The sequence below is a fragment of the Empedobacter brevis NBRC 14943 = ATCC 43319 genome, assembly GCF_000382425.1.
Classification (GTDB): domain Bacteria; phylum Bacteroidota; class Bacteroidia; order Flavobacteriales; family Weeksellaceae; genus Empedobacter; species Empedobacter brevis.
This window is the reverse complement of record NZ_KB908295.1, coordinates 162,626-180,768: the sequence shown is the minus strand read 5'-3', so window position 1 is coordinate 180,768 and position 18,143 is coordinate 162,626. Positions and strand designations below refer to the sequence as shown.

Sequence of the window (18,143 nt, the reverse complement as noted above, 5' to 3'; positions counted from 1 at the left end):
GTTTCTTCTTGTTTTACTAATCCATTTGTTAAAAATGAATTATCAAAGTGTATTGATATTCCAAAAACTTTCAATAAAATGCAGATTTGCTCTATAAAATTTAAGTTTTAAGTCAATCTTAACACAATAAAATTGTAACTTCGTCGCGAATTATGAATAAGAATATTGTTTACGGATTGATTGGTTTCGGTTATTTTTTGATCGGAATTTTTACTTGGAAATATCAATTTTTTATCATCAAATTAGATGAGACTAAAGCGATGTTACTTGGTATTTTATTTATTATTTATGGTGTATTTCGTGTTTATCGCGGTATAAAATCGTATAAAAATGATCAAAAAAATTAGTTTACTTTCACTCTCTGCCTTTCTTATTTTTTCTACCTTCAATTGTAAAGACAAAGAAAAACCACTGACAAAAGAGGAACAAAAAACTCCGGTAAAACGTGCTTTACATGAATACGGAAAATTGACAATGACTGTAGATCCAAGCTTCAAAAATCTGGCGCAATCATTAGCAGACATCTATATGGTTGATTATCCTGATGTAAAAATCGAGATAAAAGAAGAAATAGAAGAAAAAGCAATCAAAGATTTTTATGAAGGAGAGATTCCGTTGTTGATGGTAAGTAAACCATTAACAAAAGCACAACAACAACATTTATTTGATAAGACCAGAATTAATTATGTTTCCTCTGTTATTGCTTTAGATGCAACTATTTTTATTACTTCTGTAGACAATCCCGTTTCATCGATTACCAAACAAGACATTAAAGAAAATTTATACCATCAGAATCCTAAAATTACTTTTGTTTACGATCATCCTAATTCAGCCAATTATAATACTGTAAATGACAAATTAAAATTAACTGTCGGTAACGGAACTAAAGTAACGGCAATGGGTGATGCTGAAAAAGTAATTGACTTTCTACAAAAAGACAAAGCTGCGATAGGTATTATCGGATTGAATATTTTAAGTGATAAAGGAAATCCTAAAATTGAGGAGTACTTAAAAAAGATAAAAATACTTTCAATTGTTGATGATAAAGGTAATGCAGTACAGCCTACAATTCCAAATTTAAAATATGGTGTTTATCCTTTTTATCGTGAAATTTATTTGTTAAAAAATGAAATAGGTTTTGGAATAGGCGCAGGATATTCAAGATTTGCCGGTTCGCAACGAGGTCAAAAAATTGTTACACGCGAAAGTCTTCAACCTTATTTTATTTATAAAAGAGAGGTACAGATCAATCATTTAAAACAACCATTACAATAATAAAAAAAGCCTTCCAATTGAAAGGCTTTTTTTATTATTTATCGTTTTTTCTACTGATTTGACCCCATTTATTAATCAAATCTAGCTCCCCAAGGATTCTGCAAATCGAAACCTAAGCTAAATAGCATTCCATTCTTTCGTCCATCCACTTGATAATCTGACAAGCCAATGTCATACGAAATCCCAGCTTTCAAAGAACCCACTTTAAATTTTAGAATTGGAGAGATAAACAAAGGATTACTATTTTTTGAATCCATTCCTTGCTTATACCCCACTCCAATATCAACACCTTGATTGTTTTCTCCAAAGCCAATATGAGACATTAAGTTGATATCCAAATGACGTTCTGAATTCGAATTTAAATTATAAACCAAAGAGGGCTCTAACGCAATTCCTTCTGCAATATTCCATTTGTAACCAGCATTAAAATAATACCAGGTAGGTAAAGGCTCTATATTATTGACATAGTATATGTTTTGACTAAGCGGAATGTCCAAAATAGAAACTCCGGCAAAAAATCCTGCATATTTAAAAGATAATCCTAAGTTTGCAAAAAATGTTGAATATCGGTCTTCTTGTAAAGCCGGATCATTTGGATCTTCAGCTATAATCTTAGAATAATCAAATCGTTGCGAAACATTTGAAGCTCCAACTCCAAATGAAAATACGTTTATCTCATCCCCATCATAACTTCTATCTTCAATTGGAATATGATAAGCTGCATTAATCCCAAATCCAGTCATTTTGACAAACCCGTTTCTATCGTTAAAAAATTGCATTCCTAAAGCTAAACGGTCAATAATAATTCCATGTGCACTTACAGTTTGCGTACTTGGGCTTTCTGGTAAATCGTCCCACTGATTACGATGTGTTCCTGTTATCGAAATCACATTTGGATCTTGACCAGCATAAGAAGGGTTAATTAACATTCTGTCGCTCACCAAATAATGATTGTAAAATGGTAGCCCTTGTTGTGCTTCAACTTTAGCAATTGAAAATAAACCGAATATAATTAGTGATAATTTCTTCATAAATGTGTTTCAATCAATTATTTGATTTTACGTTTAACTAAAATACTACCGGAATAGAGAACTTTCAAATCATCTGATTGTTTTGAAAACTCCAGCATATACCAATAGGTTCCGTCCGCTACAGGATTTCCATTAAGCGTTCCGTCCCATTTTATTATATCTATTCCTTCTTTGTTCAAAATTTGTTTTCCGGAACGGTCAAAAATAATCAATTTGTATGAATTTGATGTATCGTTAACTTTACCATTTTTAGTCATGGGTTGCCATACATCGTTTTTACCATCTTGATTTGGCGTAACAACATTTGGTAAAAAAAGATAGATAACATCTTTTCGTTCTGAGACACCACAATTATTTAACCTGACTTTTACTGTAAAATTATTATCTGTAATATTATCAGGAATAATCAATTCATTTTTTGTTTGCCAATCCACAATAATTCTTCCTACAGAATCAAACAAAGCATATTCTAACTTACCGTTTCCTTTAACCGAAACAACAATACTTTTTTCATTGATAGTAATTTTATCAATTGTAGGGACTGCAGAACTTATCAATTGCAAAGAAAATATTTTAGGACATCCTGACTTTTTATCACGAATTGTAATCGTATAGTTTCCAACTCCTAATTCATATACAAATGCCGAAACTTGATCAACTTCGCTTCCTGTTATTGCAAAAGTATAGTCATTAACATCTATTCCTTTTTCTTTTGCTAACTGCTCAAAATCCAATGTATATTTTGTATCAGAACAAATTTCGCCTGAAGCCGGAATATCAAAAATTGGTAAATCATTTCGTTGATAAAAGAATTTTATCGAAACTACCCCGCAATAATTCGGATCTTCAAAAACGATTTCTACATTTCCTTTATCGGAATTAAATTGATCAAAAATTTCATCAATAGAAGATCTAGAAACTAAAGTTGGATAATGCGATTTGATGTAATCTAAATTTGCCTGAATTTGAGCTTTTGCCCCAGTATTGTCATCTTCACAATATACAATTTCATTGGTTTGATTATACGTTTCTAAGGCAACTACATCTACGACCAAATCTTGTTTCTCGATGACAACGATGTCTTTTTCTACAAAGCACATTGAAGACAATTTATTTTCAAAACGAACTTTTACAATAGCTTTCCCTCCAACAAACACCAACGGTGTTGAACTATTATGTAAAATATAATAATTATAATCCGTTACAGAAGCTACACCAAACAATTCTTTTACCGTATCTCCATTGATTGTAATCTTATCGTCACAGTCTGCATATAAATCTTTTGAAGCATTTGATACTTTTGGTTTGGTAATGACTTGTAATTTCAATTCCATTTCTTCTGACCAACAAGCTTCTCCATTTACCTGAACTTGAAAGCGTAATGATGTAGTCCCATTATCTGCTAAAACTTGCTCGGTAATTCCAGAAAAAGAAATATCTGCTCTTCCCAATTGAGCTTTTAGATAAGTTTCAATTTCTGCTACCGTAAATGTATACCCCATACCAACTTCTGCACAACCGGAATTTAAAGTCGGAATATTGTTTATTAGAGCAAATGAAGATTGATCTAAATTAAATTTCAATTCTACTTGTGTGTCACAGATTGTATTCGAATTATCCGTTGCTAAAGCTTTTACAACAATTTTACCTGTTTCATTCGTTTTAATATAATTGAATAAATCAGCTTCAGCCATTTCCGTCAAACCATCTGCTTGATAAAATCTTAATTTGTAAGAATGGGCGTTTTGAATTATATGAATTGCATTATCCACATCAGTTTGTGAAAAATCTGACAAACAAATTCCATTAATTGATGTATTTGTAATATTGGCAGGAGAAGTTTTAGTCACAATAAAATCCACTTCATTGCTTTCGCAAGCTCCTCCATATTTTGATTTTACTTTTACTTTATAATCTAAAGTTGTAGTAATTGGAGTTGATTGTCCATTAGAAATTGGAGTTCCCATTAAGGTTACGATTAAATCAAAGTCATTTTTAGAAAAACCTATTTTCGTAAAAATCTGATCAAAATCTATTTTATAAAATGGGTCACAAGTCGCATCATCTATATTCTGCTTTATCTCTGGCGTACCTTGTTTTACTTGTATTATTTTTTCGACCGAATCTATAGGACACATTCCATTATAAGAAACAATAATTTTGAGGTCTGTAATACTTCCAGTTGTTAAATTAATTATAGAGTTTTCTACAAAAGCAGTTCCATTTACTGTTTTAATTTTATAATTAGAAAGATTAGTTCCCGATGGAAAAAGTAAATTTAAAAGTGTATTTTCTTTCAATGTATAGTTCAATGTACATTCAAAAACTTGATTAATTATTGAATTAAAATTAAATTGATGTTCCGGAACAAACTTCAACGGAATCGTATAAATATATTTCAAATTGCCAGAAGCGTCTCTTACTTGTGCATAAATTATTGTATCTGAGGTAAAATTCATTCCGGCAGCAACCTCTGTACTAAATGTATTATCTGTAAACAATTTGATATCAGCTAATCCTGAATCAGCTTGCACAGCATCGAAAATTTGTTGATACGTATATGCTTGACCTTTACATAAATTATTAAACGTTGTAATGCTTTTTTCCTCTGCCACATTCACCTTGATATCAAAAGGTTCTGTAGTACTTCCTCCATAAACTGCTATTATAACTGTTTCCCCCTTTCTTAAAATTTCCGAACCTTCAAATGCTTTTGCGTATCCATTGGCTCCCGAAGTTAAATATGTTTCACAAGAATTAGGATCACCTTCCTTCATTCCCTTTAATGTAGAACTTCCCTCAACAGATCTACTTGCTTTTATTGTTGTACTATTTCCTACAAAAACTTCATCTGCATTTTGATCTTCTGTCAATTTCCATGTTAAGAGTTTAAAATCTGGAACTTTAGCTTGTAAATCAAAAGCGAACACCATATCAAAGTTTGCCTTAAATGAAAAATATTTATAGGTTTGTGTAGGATTAAAACTACATCCATCAGTTGCTATTGGTGTAAAATTTATATTACTTGGATAAAAATCCAATGTTTGATTTTCAAAAGTAAATCCACCTAATAATTGATGAATTATTGGTCTTTGCCCCCAAACAAAACCACTAATCATCAACAGAAAAAAGTAAAATATTTTTTGCATAGCTCTTTCGTCATCTATATTTTAGAATAACGCAATTTAGTTTAGATTATTCTATTGTGTATAATGTTTCTAGTTTTCCACAGATAAACTATCTTTGCAACCTGAAAATTTGATTAAGATGTCTTTAGAACAAGAAATAAATAAAAGAAAAACCTTCGGAATTATCGCCCATCCGGATGCCGGAAAAACGACTTTAACAGAAAAATTATTGCTTTTTGGTGGAGCTATTCAAGAAGCCGGTGCCGTAAAAAGTAACAAGATCAAAAAAGGTGCAACTTCCGATTTCATGGAAATTGAGCGTCAGCGTGGTATCTCTGTTGCTACTTCGGTTTTAGCATTCGAATACAAAGGAAAAAAAATCAATATTTTAGATACTCCCGGACACAAGGATTTCGCTGAAGACACTTTCCGCACTTTAACTGCCGTAGATTCTGCGATTGTAGTAATAGATGTCGCAAAAGGGGTTGAGGAACAAACAATCAAATTAGTAGAAGTTTGTCGTATGCGCAAAATTCCAATGTTGGTTTTCATTAATAAAATGGACCGTGAAGGAAAGGACGCATTCGATTTGATGGACGAAGTAGAACAAAATCTTGGCTTGCAAGTTACACCGCTTTCATGGCCAATTGGTATTGGAGCGACTTTTAAAGGGATCTATAATATCTGGGAGAAAAATATCAATATTTTTTCAGGAGACAACAAACAAAAAGTTTCAGAAACAACAAAAATTGAAGATTTATCTAGTCCTGAATTAGATGCTCTAATTGGGAGCAATTATGCTGAAAATCTTCGTAACGAAATTGATTTAATCGATGGCGTTTACCCGGAATTTGATATGCAAGAATACATGAACGGAAATTTACAACCTGTATTTTTCGGTTCTGCATTGAACAATTTTGGTGTACGTGAATTGTTAGACGCATTCATTGATATTGCACCTACTCCTCAATCGAAAGAAACAGATATAAGAGAAATTGAACCATACGAAAATAAATTCTCCGGTTTCGTCTTCAAAATTCATGCGAATATGGATCCGAAACACCGCGACCGTTTAGCCTTTATTAAAATCGTATCAGGGAAATTTGAGCGAAATAAAAATTATTACCACGTTCGTCAAGGAAAAAATATGAAGTTTGCAGCACCCAATGCTTTCTTTGCAGATAAAAAAGAAGTCGTAGACGAATCTTTCGCCGGGGATATTGTAGGTTTACATGATACCGGAAACTTTAGAATCGGAGACACTTTAACAGAAGGAGAAAAATTTAGCTTTAAAGGGATTCCTTCATTTTCTCCGGAACATTTCCGTTACATTAACAATGCTGATCCAATGAAAGCAAAACAATTGGAAAAAGGTATTGATCAGTTAATGGACGAAGGTGTTGCCCAATTGTTTACATTAGAAATGAATAACCGTAAAGTGATTGGAACTGTCGGAGCTTTACAATACGAGGTCATCCAGTATCGCTTAGAGCACGAATATGGAGCAAAAGCAACTTACGAGCCTTTCACTGTACACAAAGCATGTTGGGTTGAAGTAGAGAATGAAAAGTCTGAAGAATTTCAAGAATTTAAACGTGTTAAACAACGTTATTTGGCAAGAGATAAATTTAATCAATTGGTCTTTTTAGCTGATTCTGCATTTACAATTCAGATGACCCAAGAAAAATTTCCTTCAATAAAATTACATTTTGTAAGTGAATTTTAAGTTTGGTCAGATAATTGAATAGTGACTGAAATAATTAAAAAAAATAAATGAAAAAGATCATTTTAAGTTTAACATTGATTTCTGCATTTGCTGTAAATGCAAACGCACAAGATTTGAAATCAATTTTTGGAACAATAAAAAAAGAGGTCGAAAAAGTTAACTCTCCTACCCCATCAGCTCAAACTAATTCTACTGCAAAAGCTGATTCTGAAAAAGTGGTAAATGGTTCTACAGCATCGAAAACAATTTCTGCTGAATCATTGACAAAACTAAACGGATTATCCAATTCTACGGTATCTTCCGGATTAAAAGAAGCTTTATCAATTGGATTAACTGACGGAATAAAATCATTAAGCCAAAAGAATGGTTTTTATAATAATTCTATTGCAAAAATATTGATGCCTGAAGAATTACAAAATGTAGAAAAAACATTACGTTCTTTGGGAATGGGCAGTTTAGCTGATAAAGGAATCAAATTATTGAATTCAGCCGCAGAAGATGCTGTTTCAGAAGCAGCGCCTATTTTTGTAAATGCCTTAACATCAATGACAATTACCGATGCAAAAGATATTTTGATAGGCGGAAATAATGCGGCAACAAATTATTTAAAACTAAAAACAACAACTGATTTAACAAAAGCTTTTCAACCAAAAGTTGAAGCATCTTTAGGGAAAGTCGGAGCCGATAAAGTTTGGAATAATTTGATTACGAAATACAATACATTGACAGGAAACCAAATTGATCCAAACCTTAATGCTTATGTGACACAACAAACAATAAATGGAGTATTTAATATGGTTGCTGAAAAAGAACAAGGTATTCGCGGAAATACTGCTTTACGAACGACCTCATTATTACAACAAGTTTTTGGAGCACAAGACAGTAAAAAATAACATCGTAACTTATAGATGAACTAAAAATCGCTACAAATTGTAGCGATTTTTTTATAGTTTTACACTATCCTTTTTCATTAATAATTTCTGAAATTCTTTTCCTATAAATGGATTGACGATATGTTGAAATCCTTTTTGTAAAGTAAAAACAGTAACTGTTGCATCAGATTCGGGAGAATATATCACATCTGTTCCCCACCATCCACCATGATAATAAGCATTAAACCCCAGATCAAAATGATAAATACCTAAACAATATTTCGATTGGTCTGAAGGCAAAACATAACCAGACATTTCGTTCAGAATCTCCTTATCCTGAATTATTTTACCACCGAATAAATATTGAAAAAACAATGCTGATTCTTTAGCAGTCGAAGCAATTCCTCCTCCTCCATACAAATCCCAAGATGGATTAAGATCATAAGAATCCCATTTGTATTTATCCGCATATTGATGAGCAAGAGCTAAAGTTTGTGAAGGGTACTTTTCTAAATCAATGAACCATGTCCTGGTCAATCCTAATTCGTTGTATTTTAACAAATCGCGAATCGCTGTATAAAATGGTTGACGTGTTTTTTGTTCAATAATTTCAGACAAAAGCAAATAATTGATATCTCCATAACTAAATTTTTCTCCCACTTTCTGTGGGGCTCCAATTTCAATCGCTCTTTTAATTTGTTCTTCCTTTTTCCATTTATATTGTGGATGTTGATTTACAAATTCAAAATAAGCATCATCTACATAATCCTGGATTCCGGCTGTATGTGACAATAAATGTTTTACTGTAATTGCATTCAAATCGTAACCGTCTTTTTCGAACAATTGACGCGTTTTCTTTGATAATAAATTCTTAATAGGTTGGTCAATTGAAATCTGACCTTTTTCCGCTAATCTCAAAATCGCAGCGGCAACATAAGGTTTGGTATTACTCGCAATCAATACAGGTTGTTGATTATTCAATGGTACATTCGTTTTAATATCCGAAACTCCTTTTGCATAACTCCAGGAAATATTTTGTTTTGGAGCTTCAACATGTACAATAATTCCGATTGCATCTTTATTTTTCTCATAAATAGAATCTATTTTGTTTTGAAAAATCATTTGTAATTGTGCAAATCCTAAAAAGGGAATCAACAAAGTATTAAATAAAAGTATTTTTTTCATATGGTGTAATCAACTTTTTTATCAAAAAATAAAATTAAAGATAATAAAAAAAGAGCTGAAAATATTTCAGCTCTTTTAAATGTATTGATTTAAAATAATTATTTAATCTCAACTCGAATGCCTTCGCTCTGCGCGCTCAATTCCGGAGCATACATATTTTGCATGGACGTGATTCCGTTCGAGAAATTACCTGCATTATTCGCTTTCAGATCATATTCAAAAACATAGGTTCCTTTACGCATAAAATCGGAGAAGAAATTTGTCGCCGCATCACGTGTGCTCTCGTAATAACCAAACTCACCTTTCCATTTGTAACCCGAAAGTACATTTACAGGTTCAAAACCACTTGCCCGCATATCTTTGATGTGTACAAACTGCATATTACGGTCCACAGAAATTTCTAAACGAACGGTTACAATATCCCCCACTTTTATAGGTGTAGAAGTTGTAATCTCTTTCAACACCGGGCCATTCGTCGTATTTTGTTTGACAAACAATTTCTTGTTGAAGCGGATTCCTGTTTCAGCAGATTTTATTTTATCCAGATCTTCAAAATATTGCCAATACATTGCACCCCAAGCAACACCCGGAGAAGTTTTAGCCACTTCTACACTACCCATATCCGGTTTGATTTCTTCTTTGTTCCAAGAAGTTTTTACATATCCGGAACCAGATTGCGTATTTTGATCCAAGTCCAGTTTTTGGTTTCCGATTTTAACATCAATTCCTTTTTCGGCATCCAGCCATGATTTTCCGAAATTCATTAACGCATAGACAGCTTTTGTCGTTGCTTTCGTGGAATTCCACTGATTTGTCTGGCGATTTTTTAATAACCAGACTTTCATTTCTTCAACGGATTTCTCATCTTTAGAAACTTCATCAAACGCCTCAATTAACAAGGCTTGTGTTTCAACAGGCGCCTGATACCAGAACCAACCTGGTTGATTTTCTTTCCAATACATGCCCAATTCATCTGAAAGAACTGCTTTTTCTTTGATCGAATTTACCGCAATTTTAGCCGCCGGTTGCATGCCGAAGCGGTTCATCACAATAGCAGCCATGGCTTTTTGTTGCAACGATAAATCTAATTTTGTATCATTCAAATTCTTCAACATGGCTGTTTTCATTTCTTCCAGTTCTTTCGCCAAAGGATATTCTGTTAAGAAGAATGAACGCGCATATAAATAATGCAATCCGTCCGCATAAACAACATCTTTCAATGATTTCTGGTCTTTCTTAAATTCGTTGAATCGTTTTAAATTCTCATCATCAATAAATTGAATGGCTTTTTTGATCAAAGGATTGACATCGATTTCAAATGCTTTGAAATTCACTTCCATTTTCTTCATATTTCCAAAACCTGAAACAATGTGCGTCGTGATGTATTCGTTCGGACGACCACCGTCAAACCAGGCAAATCCACCGTTTGATTGTTGTTTATCCGATAATTTTTGGAAAGCCGATTTCATTTCCGTCTGCATTTGATTCAATTGGAATAAAACCGCAATTTGTTTCATTTGCTCTTCTTCACTCTCGGCATTTTTTACCCAAGGAGTTTCTTCTAAAATGATATTTTTTAATTCCTGGTTCAATTGTAGTTTCGATTTCAACTCTCCTTTTTTATTCCAGTCATCAAAAACGGCTTTAATTTTCGGATTCGAACGAATCACTTTTTCCGAAATCATATTCCCGTACAAACGAGAGAATACTTGTTCCGCACATTCGTAAGGATATTCGCGCAAATAAGGCAGCGAGAAAATAGCATACCAAATCGGGTTGGTTGTCATCTCAAATGTCAATTTGAAATTATCCAATGAAGTCGATTTATTGTTCACCATATTTTCAAATCGGAACGATTTATTTTGCCCTTCTTTCACATAAATCGGCAATGTTTCGGTCACCATCATGCGATTCGTCAAAATCGGTAAAGCCGATTCTTCTCCATCCGAAAAATCACCTGCAGAAGCTACCACACGGTACACCACGGCCTGCACATTTTTAGGCACATCGATTGTCCAGGTTACCTGATCCGAACTTCCTTTTGCCACATTAAAATTCTGAACAGCATTCGTCAATTTGAATTGTGTATCAATCGGTTGATTGGTAAATGCATCAAACAACATCAATTTAGCCGAACCATTTAACGCGTTATCCGATAAATTATTAATCTTTGATGAAACCGAAATCCGGTCTCCTTCTCTCAAGAATCGTGGCATATTCGGTACCACCATCAAGTCTTTTTGCGTGCGAACATTTTGTTCTAAATACCCGGTTTTAAGATCGGGTGTATGCGCCAACGCCATAAATTTCCATTCCGTTAAACTTTCCGGTGTTGTAAATTCTATCATAATGTTTCCGTCCGCATCTGTCTTAAGCGTTGGATAAAAGAATGCAGTTTCATTCAGATTTGTACGTGCTTTTACTTGATCTAAAGCTGCATTCGCCCCTTTCCTGGTTGTAATCACAACGACTCCGTTTGCTCCTCTGGCTCCATATAATGCTGTCGCCTCTTCCCCTTTCAGCACATTTATTGATTGAATATCATCTGAATTAAGATTTGGTGCTTTATCATACACAACTCCATCGATGACATAAAGTGCATTTGGATTATCAACAGATGAAATTCCACGAATTGTTATATTATCTGAACTTGTAATTAGACCAAGCGCTTTATCTTGTAACGCAATATCAACTTCCTCATATGCATTTGCAGAATCCATTTCAATTCCTCCAACTAAGTTAACTTCTCCTCCCCCTGTTTGGCTTATTGATTCTTTTCCTTCTCTATTTACATTTGCTGTCGGAGCGGCAACTTTCATCATTCTGCGGCTCATACGGTATTGATTAAATCCAAAATCAAATAAATTAAGATCTAAACCGGCGTATCCTCTCGCATAGAAGTCATAATTTGTATGATTATAAATGACATTCGAAGGAGTTGTCATGTAAAATTGATACAAATTAAACGGATTGTTTCTTCTCGGATTTGTAAAATTGTAGACATTAAAATCCAACGAATTCGAAGCAAACTGATCCAACGAAGCATCGTACATACTTGCCAAAACCTCTGCTGAAACTTTATCTTTATTCGGTCCTTCAATTTTTAACTGCCATTTTTCTTTTGCACCCGGTGTCAGCTTATCACGTAAAACCTCAGCGGTCACTTTCAGTTGCTTATCTGTAAACGGAACAGCTAAATTCAGACTTCCTGACTGTACATCGTTGAACTTCGTCATGACATAATTCATGTAAATTCCGCCACGATATTCTTCTTTAATCGGAATTTCAACCTTCGATTTTTTGTTTAAATCTAAGAAACCTTTCTCAATAATCACTTGATTCGCTTCTACTTCATAATACACATATGCATCTTTAGCACCGGACTTAAATTCCACTTTTGCGATATCTTTCGGTTCAAAAGTTGATTCATTTGATGAAACGGTTAAAAGTGTTTTAATTTCATTTGCTTTCTTTTCATTCGAAACATAAATCAATTTATCTACCTCCACTTTTTGCGTGCCATCTAACACAAAACCTTTTACCACATAATACCCTTCTGCTAAATTTGACGCTTGATTAAATTTAATTTCATTCGAAACGTTTGTATCAAAATCACTTTCAAAAACTTTTTGGTCTATTTTCCATGTTTTCGGGTTCATTTCATCACCATATGGTTCATTTGGGAATAATTTTTTAAATTCTTCTTTTGAATAATAGTTGTAATCCGTTGTGAATTTTTGACGACGCACGATTTCTTTTGGTGCATTTAATGCATAAATTTCGACATGACCTTTACCTTCTAATGTTTCGTCATTCAAATTTTTTACGGCTACTTTGAATGCTTTTAACTCGTCCGCTTTTGTTTTCTCCGGAATATTGACATTCAACGTCATTCTTGTATCGCCGACTTTTACCGATGAAGATTCTGACTGCGTTTCTCCATTGATATCCGTTGCATTTACTTCAATAAAATAATTGTAGGTCCTTACTTCATCTTTCTTTTTCTCCGAAGCCGGTTTTGCAACAAATTCGAAGTTAAATTTACCTTCAGCATCCGTCGTCGTTTCACCAAAAGTAATTTCTTCGCGTTCTCCCCGATTAGGAGGAATAATGCGATACCAAGGCCAAAATGTAAAAATTTCCTGACGATACACGCGGTACGAAACTTTTGCATTGTCAATATTTGCCCCTGAAAAAGCAATTGCTTTTCCTTCTACTTTTACTTGATCATTCAAACTATAAACACCTTTATTTTTCTCAATTTCTACCTTGAATTTCGGACGTTTATATTCTTCTACTTTGAATGAATAATATCCTTGGCTATTAATAGGTTTAATTGTAAAATTTCCTGTTAATCCATTATTTGGTAAAACAAAATTTCCATTTACAGAACCAAATTCGTTAGTTATTAAATCTACTTTAGAAATTTCTTTTTGATTAACATCATACACCCCAAGAGTTAATTTTGTATTTGGAATAACTTTTCGAGTCTTATCTCTTGAGGTATAAAAAATTCCTTTGAAATAAACCGTTTGTCCGGGACGATAAATTGCCCGATCTGTAAAAATCTTAACCTCATTAGTTGAACGTACATCTTCATTATAATAATTATAGTAATACGTTGAGTAAATTGTATGCTCATCTTTTACGCGGTACTGAAAATTTCTCCATCCGGAAGGAATTTGGATCACCCCATTTTTATCTGCAACAACAACTTTTGTTTCTTTTTTATCATAGTTTGTAAAATTAGAAAGTTCCACCGTAACGTTTGCTTCAGGTTTCCCGGTTTCACGATTGACAACCGATAATTTATCGTTCAACGGATTAACTGCATATTTGGAAACCATCACATCCAGAAAATCAATTTCATCTTTTGTATTGATTTTAAATTCCGCATTATTTGAAAATAACACAATATATCGACCCGCTTTTAACGGATTCAATTTCACGATTGTCGCATGTTTCTGAAAATCATCAAACGATTTAACATCAATCGCATATTGATCAACAACTTTCAAACTATTCAGAAACTTTTGAGCGTCCGCAATTCGATTATCGTTGTAAACGTTTAAAACCTGCAATTTTTGTTTTCCATCAAAACCTTCGTTATACGCAAAAATTTTCACAAAAACTTTCGTTAGGTTTTTATGTGTTAACTGAATGGGCGTATTTTGATTTTCGTTCAAGTATTTTTCAGCTTGAACATTTAATTCCTGCGATTTTATTTTTGAAATCAAGTTGTCAATTACCTTCTTTTCTTCCGTATCAGGATAAAGCTTCGCTACTTTTTCCTGAACACCGAAAATCTTATTGATGTTTGCTAATTTATCCTCTTGCAAACCATAATAATCTGTTGCTAAAGTTGCATACACATAAGCTGAATACCAGGCTTTCGGGTATTTTGCCGCTAAAGCCTCTTTTAGTTTGATCAATTCCTGAATCGAAATTGAATTTCTTTTATTTTCTACTAAAAGAAGTTCATTGTATAAAACAGCATTTTCGAACCCCTTTCGTTTGTTGATGTCAACCAAATCTGTCAGCAATAGTTTTGCTTTCTCCTGATTGTTATTTTGATTTAAATAGTTGATGTATTTTTTGGCTAAAACATCATACAACGTTGGCGTTAAATCGGCTTGTTGCTGAGCCGTTTTTGCTTCTCCGGCTACATTCAAAATCATTTTATAATCTTGTGATTTTGCATCGATCAAGTCATTTTTATATTGAATAGATTTCGAAAAATGGTCATCAATCACCTGATTAAAAGTCTTTTCAGTCCAAAATCGCACATCAGTACCCGATTGATTTTCAACATTGGTACGGCTTTGAATTTTCCAACGATTTTCGTTGAAATACAATTGGTACAATTCTGCTAAATACGAATGAACAATCGCATTGTTCACCGTTGATTTTCCGTCTGCTTCTTTTTTAAACAGTTCAAAAACAAAATTAACATCATCCGTTTCATCTGTAGTCGCTACTTTAATTTTCGCTTCATAGAAAAGCGCTTTTAAATAGCTTTGCTGATTATTTTCTTTTTTTGATAACGTTTTGATTTCATCAATTTTGGGTTGGATGGATTTGAACTGACCATTTTGCATCTGCTGATCAATTTCTTTCCACTTTTGATCAATCGCCTGAGATTGAGCCATAAGCATAGAGTTGGTTAAAATGAATATTAAAAACAAAAGCTGTTTCATAGAGTTTATCTTTTATGAGTAGATGCAAGTTACGCAAAAAAGGTTGCCTGAGAAATGAAAATAATGATTAAATAATTGATTAATACGCATAAAAAAAATCTGAATGTTTCCATTCAGATTTTTTCATATATGAGTTGATTTATTGCCATTTTTATAAATCATCAACATCTAAATCTTCGTCAATTTGTAAATCATTCAATTCGGCATCTTCAGCAAAATCTATCTCATCTTCATCATCCAAATCAACTAATAAATCTTTTTTAGGTGCTTTCAAAGGCATTGAACCAAAACGGTAAACTGTCAGCGGATAATTAAGAACTGCAGGTTTGTCCTCTACAGCAACTAATTCAGCAACAAATGTCCACATTTCCATAAAATCATATACAAAAGCCATACGATCGCCTTGATTAGCAAAAGCTTCTTTGATATAGAAATCTGCCATTGTTTCATCAGTTCCATCATCAGACATATCCTCTAAAGGAATTTCTTTTGTTTGGTTTCCATCTTCATCTAATTCATAGAATGATGCCAACTCTTCACCTTGTAAACTAAAAGCACTAATGATACCTTTGTACAATGTAAATAATGTTTGCTTCTCTTTAATTTCTATGTCTCTAAAAACATCCTCTTTTGCGTCAAGGAATACACGAATTTTATATATCACTTTCTAAATATTTTTCGGTTCCAAATTTAAATCTTTTCCCATATTAATTACAAATTCTAAAGCAGAATTATAATTATTTTCTACCTCTCCTTCTAAGATAGCTTCTTTAATGGCATTTTTAAGAATCCCTATTTCTCTTCCAGGTTGAATATCAAATATTTCCATAATTTGTTCCCCTGAAATCGGTGGTTGAAAATTACGAACTCTGTCGCGTTCTTCAACATCTTTTATTTTTTGTTCAACAACTTCAAAATTTTGTTTAAAACGTTTTTGTTTTTTTGCATTTTTCGTTGTTATATCAGCTTTACAAAGCGTGATTAAGTCATCAAAATCATCACCCGCATCGAATAATAATCGACGTAAAGACGAATCGGTTGCTTCATCTGTTACTACAGCAATCGGGCGAGAACTCATCATGACTAACTTCTGCACATATTTCATCTGTGGTCCTAATGGTAATTTTAATCTTCTAAATAATTTAACCACCATTTTAGATCCAACAAATTCGTGAGAATGAAATGTCCAACCTACTTTTTTATCAAAACGCTTGGTTACCGCTTTTCCAATATCATGTAATAATGCTGCCCAACGTAACCACACGTTGTCCGTATTTACGGAGATATTGTCTACCACTTCCAAAGTGTGATAAAAATTATCTTTATGTTTCTGTCCTTCAACCTCTTCTATCCCTTTCAATGCAACTAATTCTGGTAAAATATGTTGCATTAATCCTGATTGTTCCAACAGCAATAATCCGACCGAAGGTTTATCGGTCATCATAATTTTCTGAAATTCGTCCATTACACGTTCAAAAGATACAATATTAATACGTTCAGCGTTATCAATTATTGCCTGAAAAGAATCTTTTTCGATTTCAAAATTTAATTGTGCTGCAAAACGAATCGCACGCATCATACGTAAAGGATCATCAGAATACGTTACATTTGGTTCTAATGGTGTTTTGATTATTTTATTATTCAAATCTTCAATTCCATTAAAAGGATCTATTAATTCACCGAAAGTCTCTTTATTCATTGAAATTGCCAATGTATTAATGGTAAAATCACGACGCTTTTGATCATCTTCTAAAGTTCCATCCTCTACATGAGGTTTTCGACTATCTTCAGAATAACTTTCTTTGCGAGCTCCCACAAATTCTAATTCTGTTTGTTCGTATTTAAACATCGCTGTTCCGAAACGCTTAAAAACAGACACTTGTGATGTATTTCCTAATTTATTTGCTAATTCTTTCGCTAATAAAATTCCATTTCCAACAGTTACAAAATCAATGTCCTTCTTCTGGCCACGATTTAGTAAATAATCGCGTACAAATCCTCCAACTACATAAGTTTCTTGGCTGATTTCATCCGCAACTTCTGCTACACTTTTAAAAATTGGATTTGATACGGCTTCTAAGATTTTCATTCTGCAAAAGTATATGTTTTGAAATAAAAAACTACTCTCTAATAACTTTTACTTCGTTATCCAGACCTAATTTAATTATCGTTGATGCAGTAAACTGAGGAACAAAGGTTTTTGTTTCTTCAGGATAAAAGTCCACACGTTCTAAAATTTCAGGATTAACTTCCGAAAAGACTTTTGGAGATGATTCTCCAGATAAATTAGCAGATGTTGACACGATTGGCCCTCCTAATTTTCCAATAATTTTTTTACAAAACAAATCTTCCGTCAAGCGAATTGCAATGGTATTATCTTCCGCTATCAACGATTTTGGTAAACCTTTTGGATTATCATAAATAATGGTAATTGGTTTTTCATTCAAGTCAATTAAATCCCAAGCCAGTTCCGGTACCTCAACAATATCTTGTAACATACGTGGTGAATCGACCAAAATGATTAAAGATTTTGAAGAAGGACGGTTCTTTATCTGATAAATTTTTTCGATTGCAGCTTCATTTCTTGCGTCACATCCTAATCCAAGAATTGTGTCTGTAGGATAAAGCATTGTTTTTCCTTGTTTTAGTTTCGCTACAATTTCATTTATATCTGACATTTTTTGATTTTATAAATTTGATTGCAAAGTTATTATAGGAAAATTAAATCT

The 18,143-nt window shown here is 33.1% G+C and carries 11 protein-coding genes; 4 read left to right on the top strand and 7 right to left on the bottom strand.

Annotated elements, in window-relative coordinates:
- The first annotated feature begins 152 nt into the window (after positions 1-152).
- A complete protein-coding gene (locus tag H277_RS18890; RefSeq protein WP_019975341.1) occupies positions 153-347 on the top strand; it encodes a hypothetical protein in 195 nt (64 codons plus the stop codon).
- Positions 331-1,275: a PstS family phosphate ABC transporter substrate-binding protein gene (locus H277_RS0109425; protein WP_019975340.1), complete on the top strand. Its 945-nt coding sequence runs from the start codon at positions 331-333 to the stop codon at positions 1,273-1,275. Before H277_RS18890 ends, H277_RS0109425 begins: the two co-directional genes overlap by 17 nt.
- 71 nt (positions 1,276-1,346) lie before the next feature.
- On the opposite strand, the gene H277_RS0109420 is transcribed toward H277_RS0109425, so the two are convergent.
- Both H277_RS0109420 and H277_RS0109415 read right to left on the bottom strand, forming a co-directional pair.
- Positions 1,347-2,306: a PorP/SprF family type IX secretion system membrane protein gene (locus H277_RS0109420; RefSeq protein WP_019975339.1), complete on the bottom strand. Its 960-nt coding sequence runs from the start codon at positions 2,304-2,306 to the stop codon at positions 1,347-1,349.
- 17 nt (positions 2,307-2,323) lie between these two features.
- Positions 2,324-5,455 carry a T9SS type B sorting domain-containing protein gene (locus tag H277_RS0109415; protein ID WP_081623209.1) on the bottom strand — a complete coding sequence of 1,044 codons (3,132 nt, stop codon included), beginning with the start codon at positions 5,453-5,455 and terminating at the stop codon, positions 2,324-2,326.
- Positions 5,456-5,573: 118 nt separating this feature from the next.
- Between H277_RS0109415 and H277_RS0109410 the strand changes: the two genes are divergently transcribed.
- On the top strand, positions 5,574-7,160 hold the full coding sequence (locus H277_RS0109410) for a peptide chain release factor 3 (RefSeq protein WP_019975337.1): 1,587 nt from the start codon (positions 5,574-5,576) through the stop codon (positions 7,158-7,160).
- Between the two features lie 47 nt (positions 7,161-7,207).
- Positions 7,208-8,053 carry a DUF4197 domain-containing protein gene (locus H277_RS0109405; RefSeq protein ID WP_019975336.1) on the top strand — a complete coding sequence of 282 codons (846 nt, stop codon included), beginning with the start codon at positions 7,208-7,210 and terminating at the stop codon, positions 8,051-8,053.
- A 51-nt stretch (positions 8,054-8,104) separates the two neighbouring features.
- Here H277_RS0109405 and H277_RS18885 read toward each other — a convergent pair whose 3' ends face one another.
- The 5 genes from H277_RS18885 to H277_RS0109380 all read right to left on the bottom strand — a co-directional run bounded on the left by H277_RS18885 (position 8,105) and on the right by H277_RS0109380 (position 18,083).
- A complete protein-coding gene (locus tag H277_RS18885; protein ID WP_019975335.1) occupies positions 8,105-9,217 on the bottom strand; it encodes a serine hydrolase domain-containing protein in 1,113 nt (370 codons plus the stop codon).
- Between the two features lie 98 nt (positions 9,218-9,315).
- On the bottom strand, positions 9,316-15,366 hold the full coding sequence (locus tag H277_RS0109395) for an alpha-2-macroglobulin family protein (protein ID WP_169337516.1): 6,051 nt from the start codon (positions 15,364-15,366) through the stop codon (positions 9,316-9,318).
- 199 nt (positions 15,367-15,565) lie between these two features.
- Entirely contained in the window at positions 15,566-16,078 is a 513-nt protein-coding gene (locus H277_RS0109390) for an IS1096 element passenger TnpR family protein (RefSeq protein WP_019975333.1), read from the bottom strand.
- A gap of 3 nt (positions 16,079-16,081) precedes the next feature.
- Complete coding sequence (locus tag H277_RS0109385; RefSeq protein WP_019975332.1) at positions 16,082-17,503, bottom strand: CCA tRNA nucleotidyltransferase; 1,422 nt, start codon at positions 17,501-17,503, stop codon at positions 16,082-16,084.
- A gap of 31 nt (positions 17,504-17,534) precedes the next feature.
- Complete coding sequence (locus tag H277_RS0109380; RefSeq protein ID WP_026357515.1) at positions 17,535-18,083, bottom strand: L-threonylcarbamoyladenylate synthase; 549 nt, start codon at positions 18,081-18,083, stop codon at positions 17,535-17,537.
- Positions 18,084-18,143: the final 60 nt, after the last annotated feature.

Bases quoted from the DNA above. Each gene is read 5' to 3' on its own strand.
- H277_RS18890 (WP_019975341.1), top strand. From the start codon at position 153: ATGAATAAGAATATTGTTTACGGATTGATTGGTTTCGGTTATTTTTTG.
- H277_RS0109425 (WP_019975340.1), top strand. From the start codon at position 331: ATGATCAAAAAAATTAGTTTACTTTCACTCTCTGCCTTTCTTATTTTT.
- H277_RS0109420 (WP_019975339.1), bottom strand. From the start codon at position 2,306: ATGAAGAAATTATCACTAATTATATTCGGTTTATTTTCAATTGCTAAA.
- H277_RS0109415 (WP_081623209.1), bottom strand. From the start codon at position 5,455: ATGCAAAAAATATTTTACTTTTTTCTGTTGATGATTAGTGGTTTTGTT.
- H277_RS0109410 (WP_019975337.1), top strand. From the start codon at position 5,574: ATGTCTTTAGAACAAGAAATAAATAAAAGAAAAACCTTCGGAATTATC.
- H277_RS0109405 (WP_019975336.1), top strand. From the start codon at position 7,208: ATGAAAAAGATCATTTTAAGTTTAACATTGATTTCTGCATTTGCTGTA.
- H277_RS18885 (WP_019975335.1), bottom strand. From the start codon at position 9,217: ATGAAAAAAATACTTTTATTTAATACTTTGTTGATTCCCTTTTTAGGA.
- H277_RS0109395 (WP_169337516.1), bottom strand. From the start codon at position 15,366: ATGGCTCAATCTCAGGCGATTGATCAAAAGTGGAAAGAAATTGATCAG.
- H277_RS0109385 (WP_019975332.1), bottom strand. From the start codon at position 17,503: ATGAAAATCTTAGAAGCCGTATCAAATCCAATTTTTAAAAGTGTAGCA.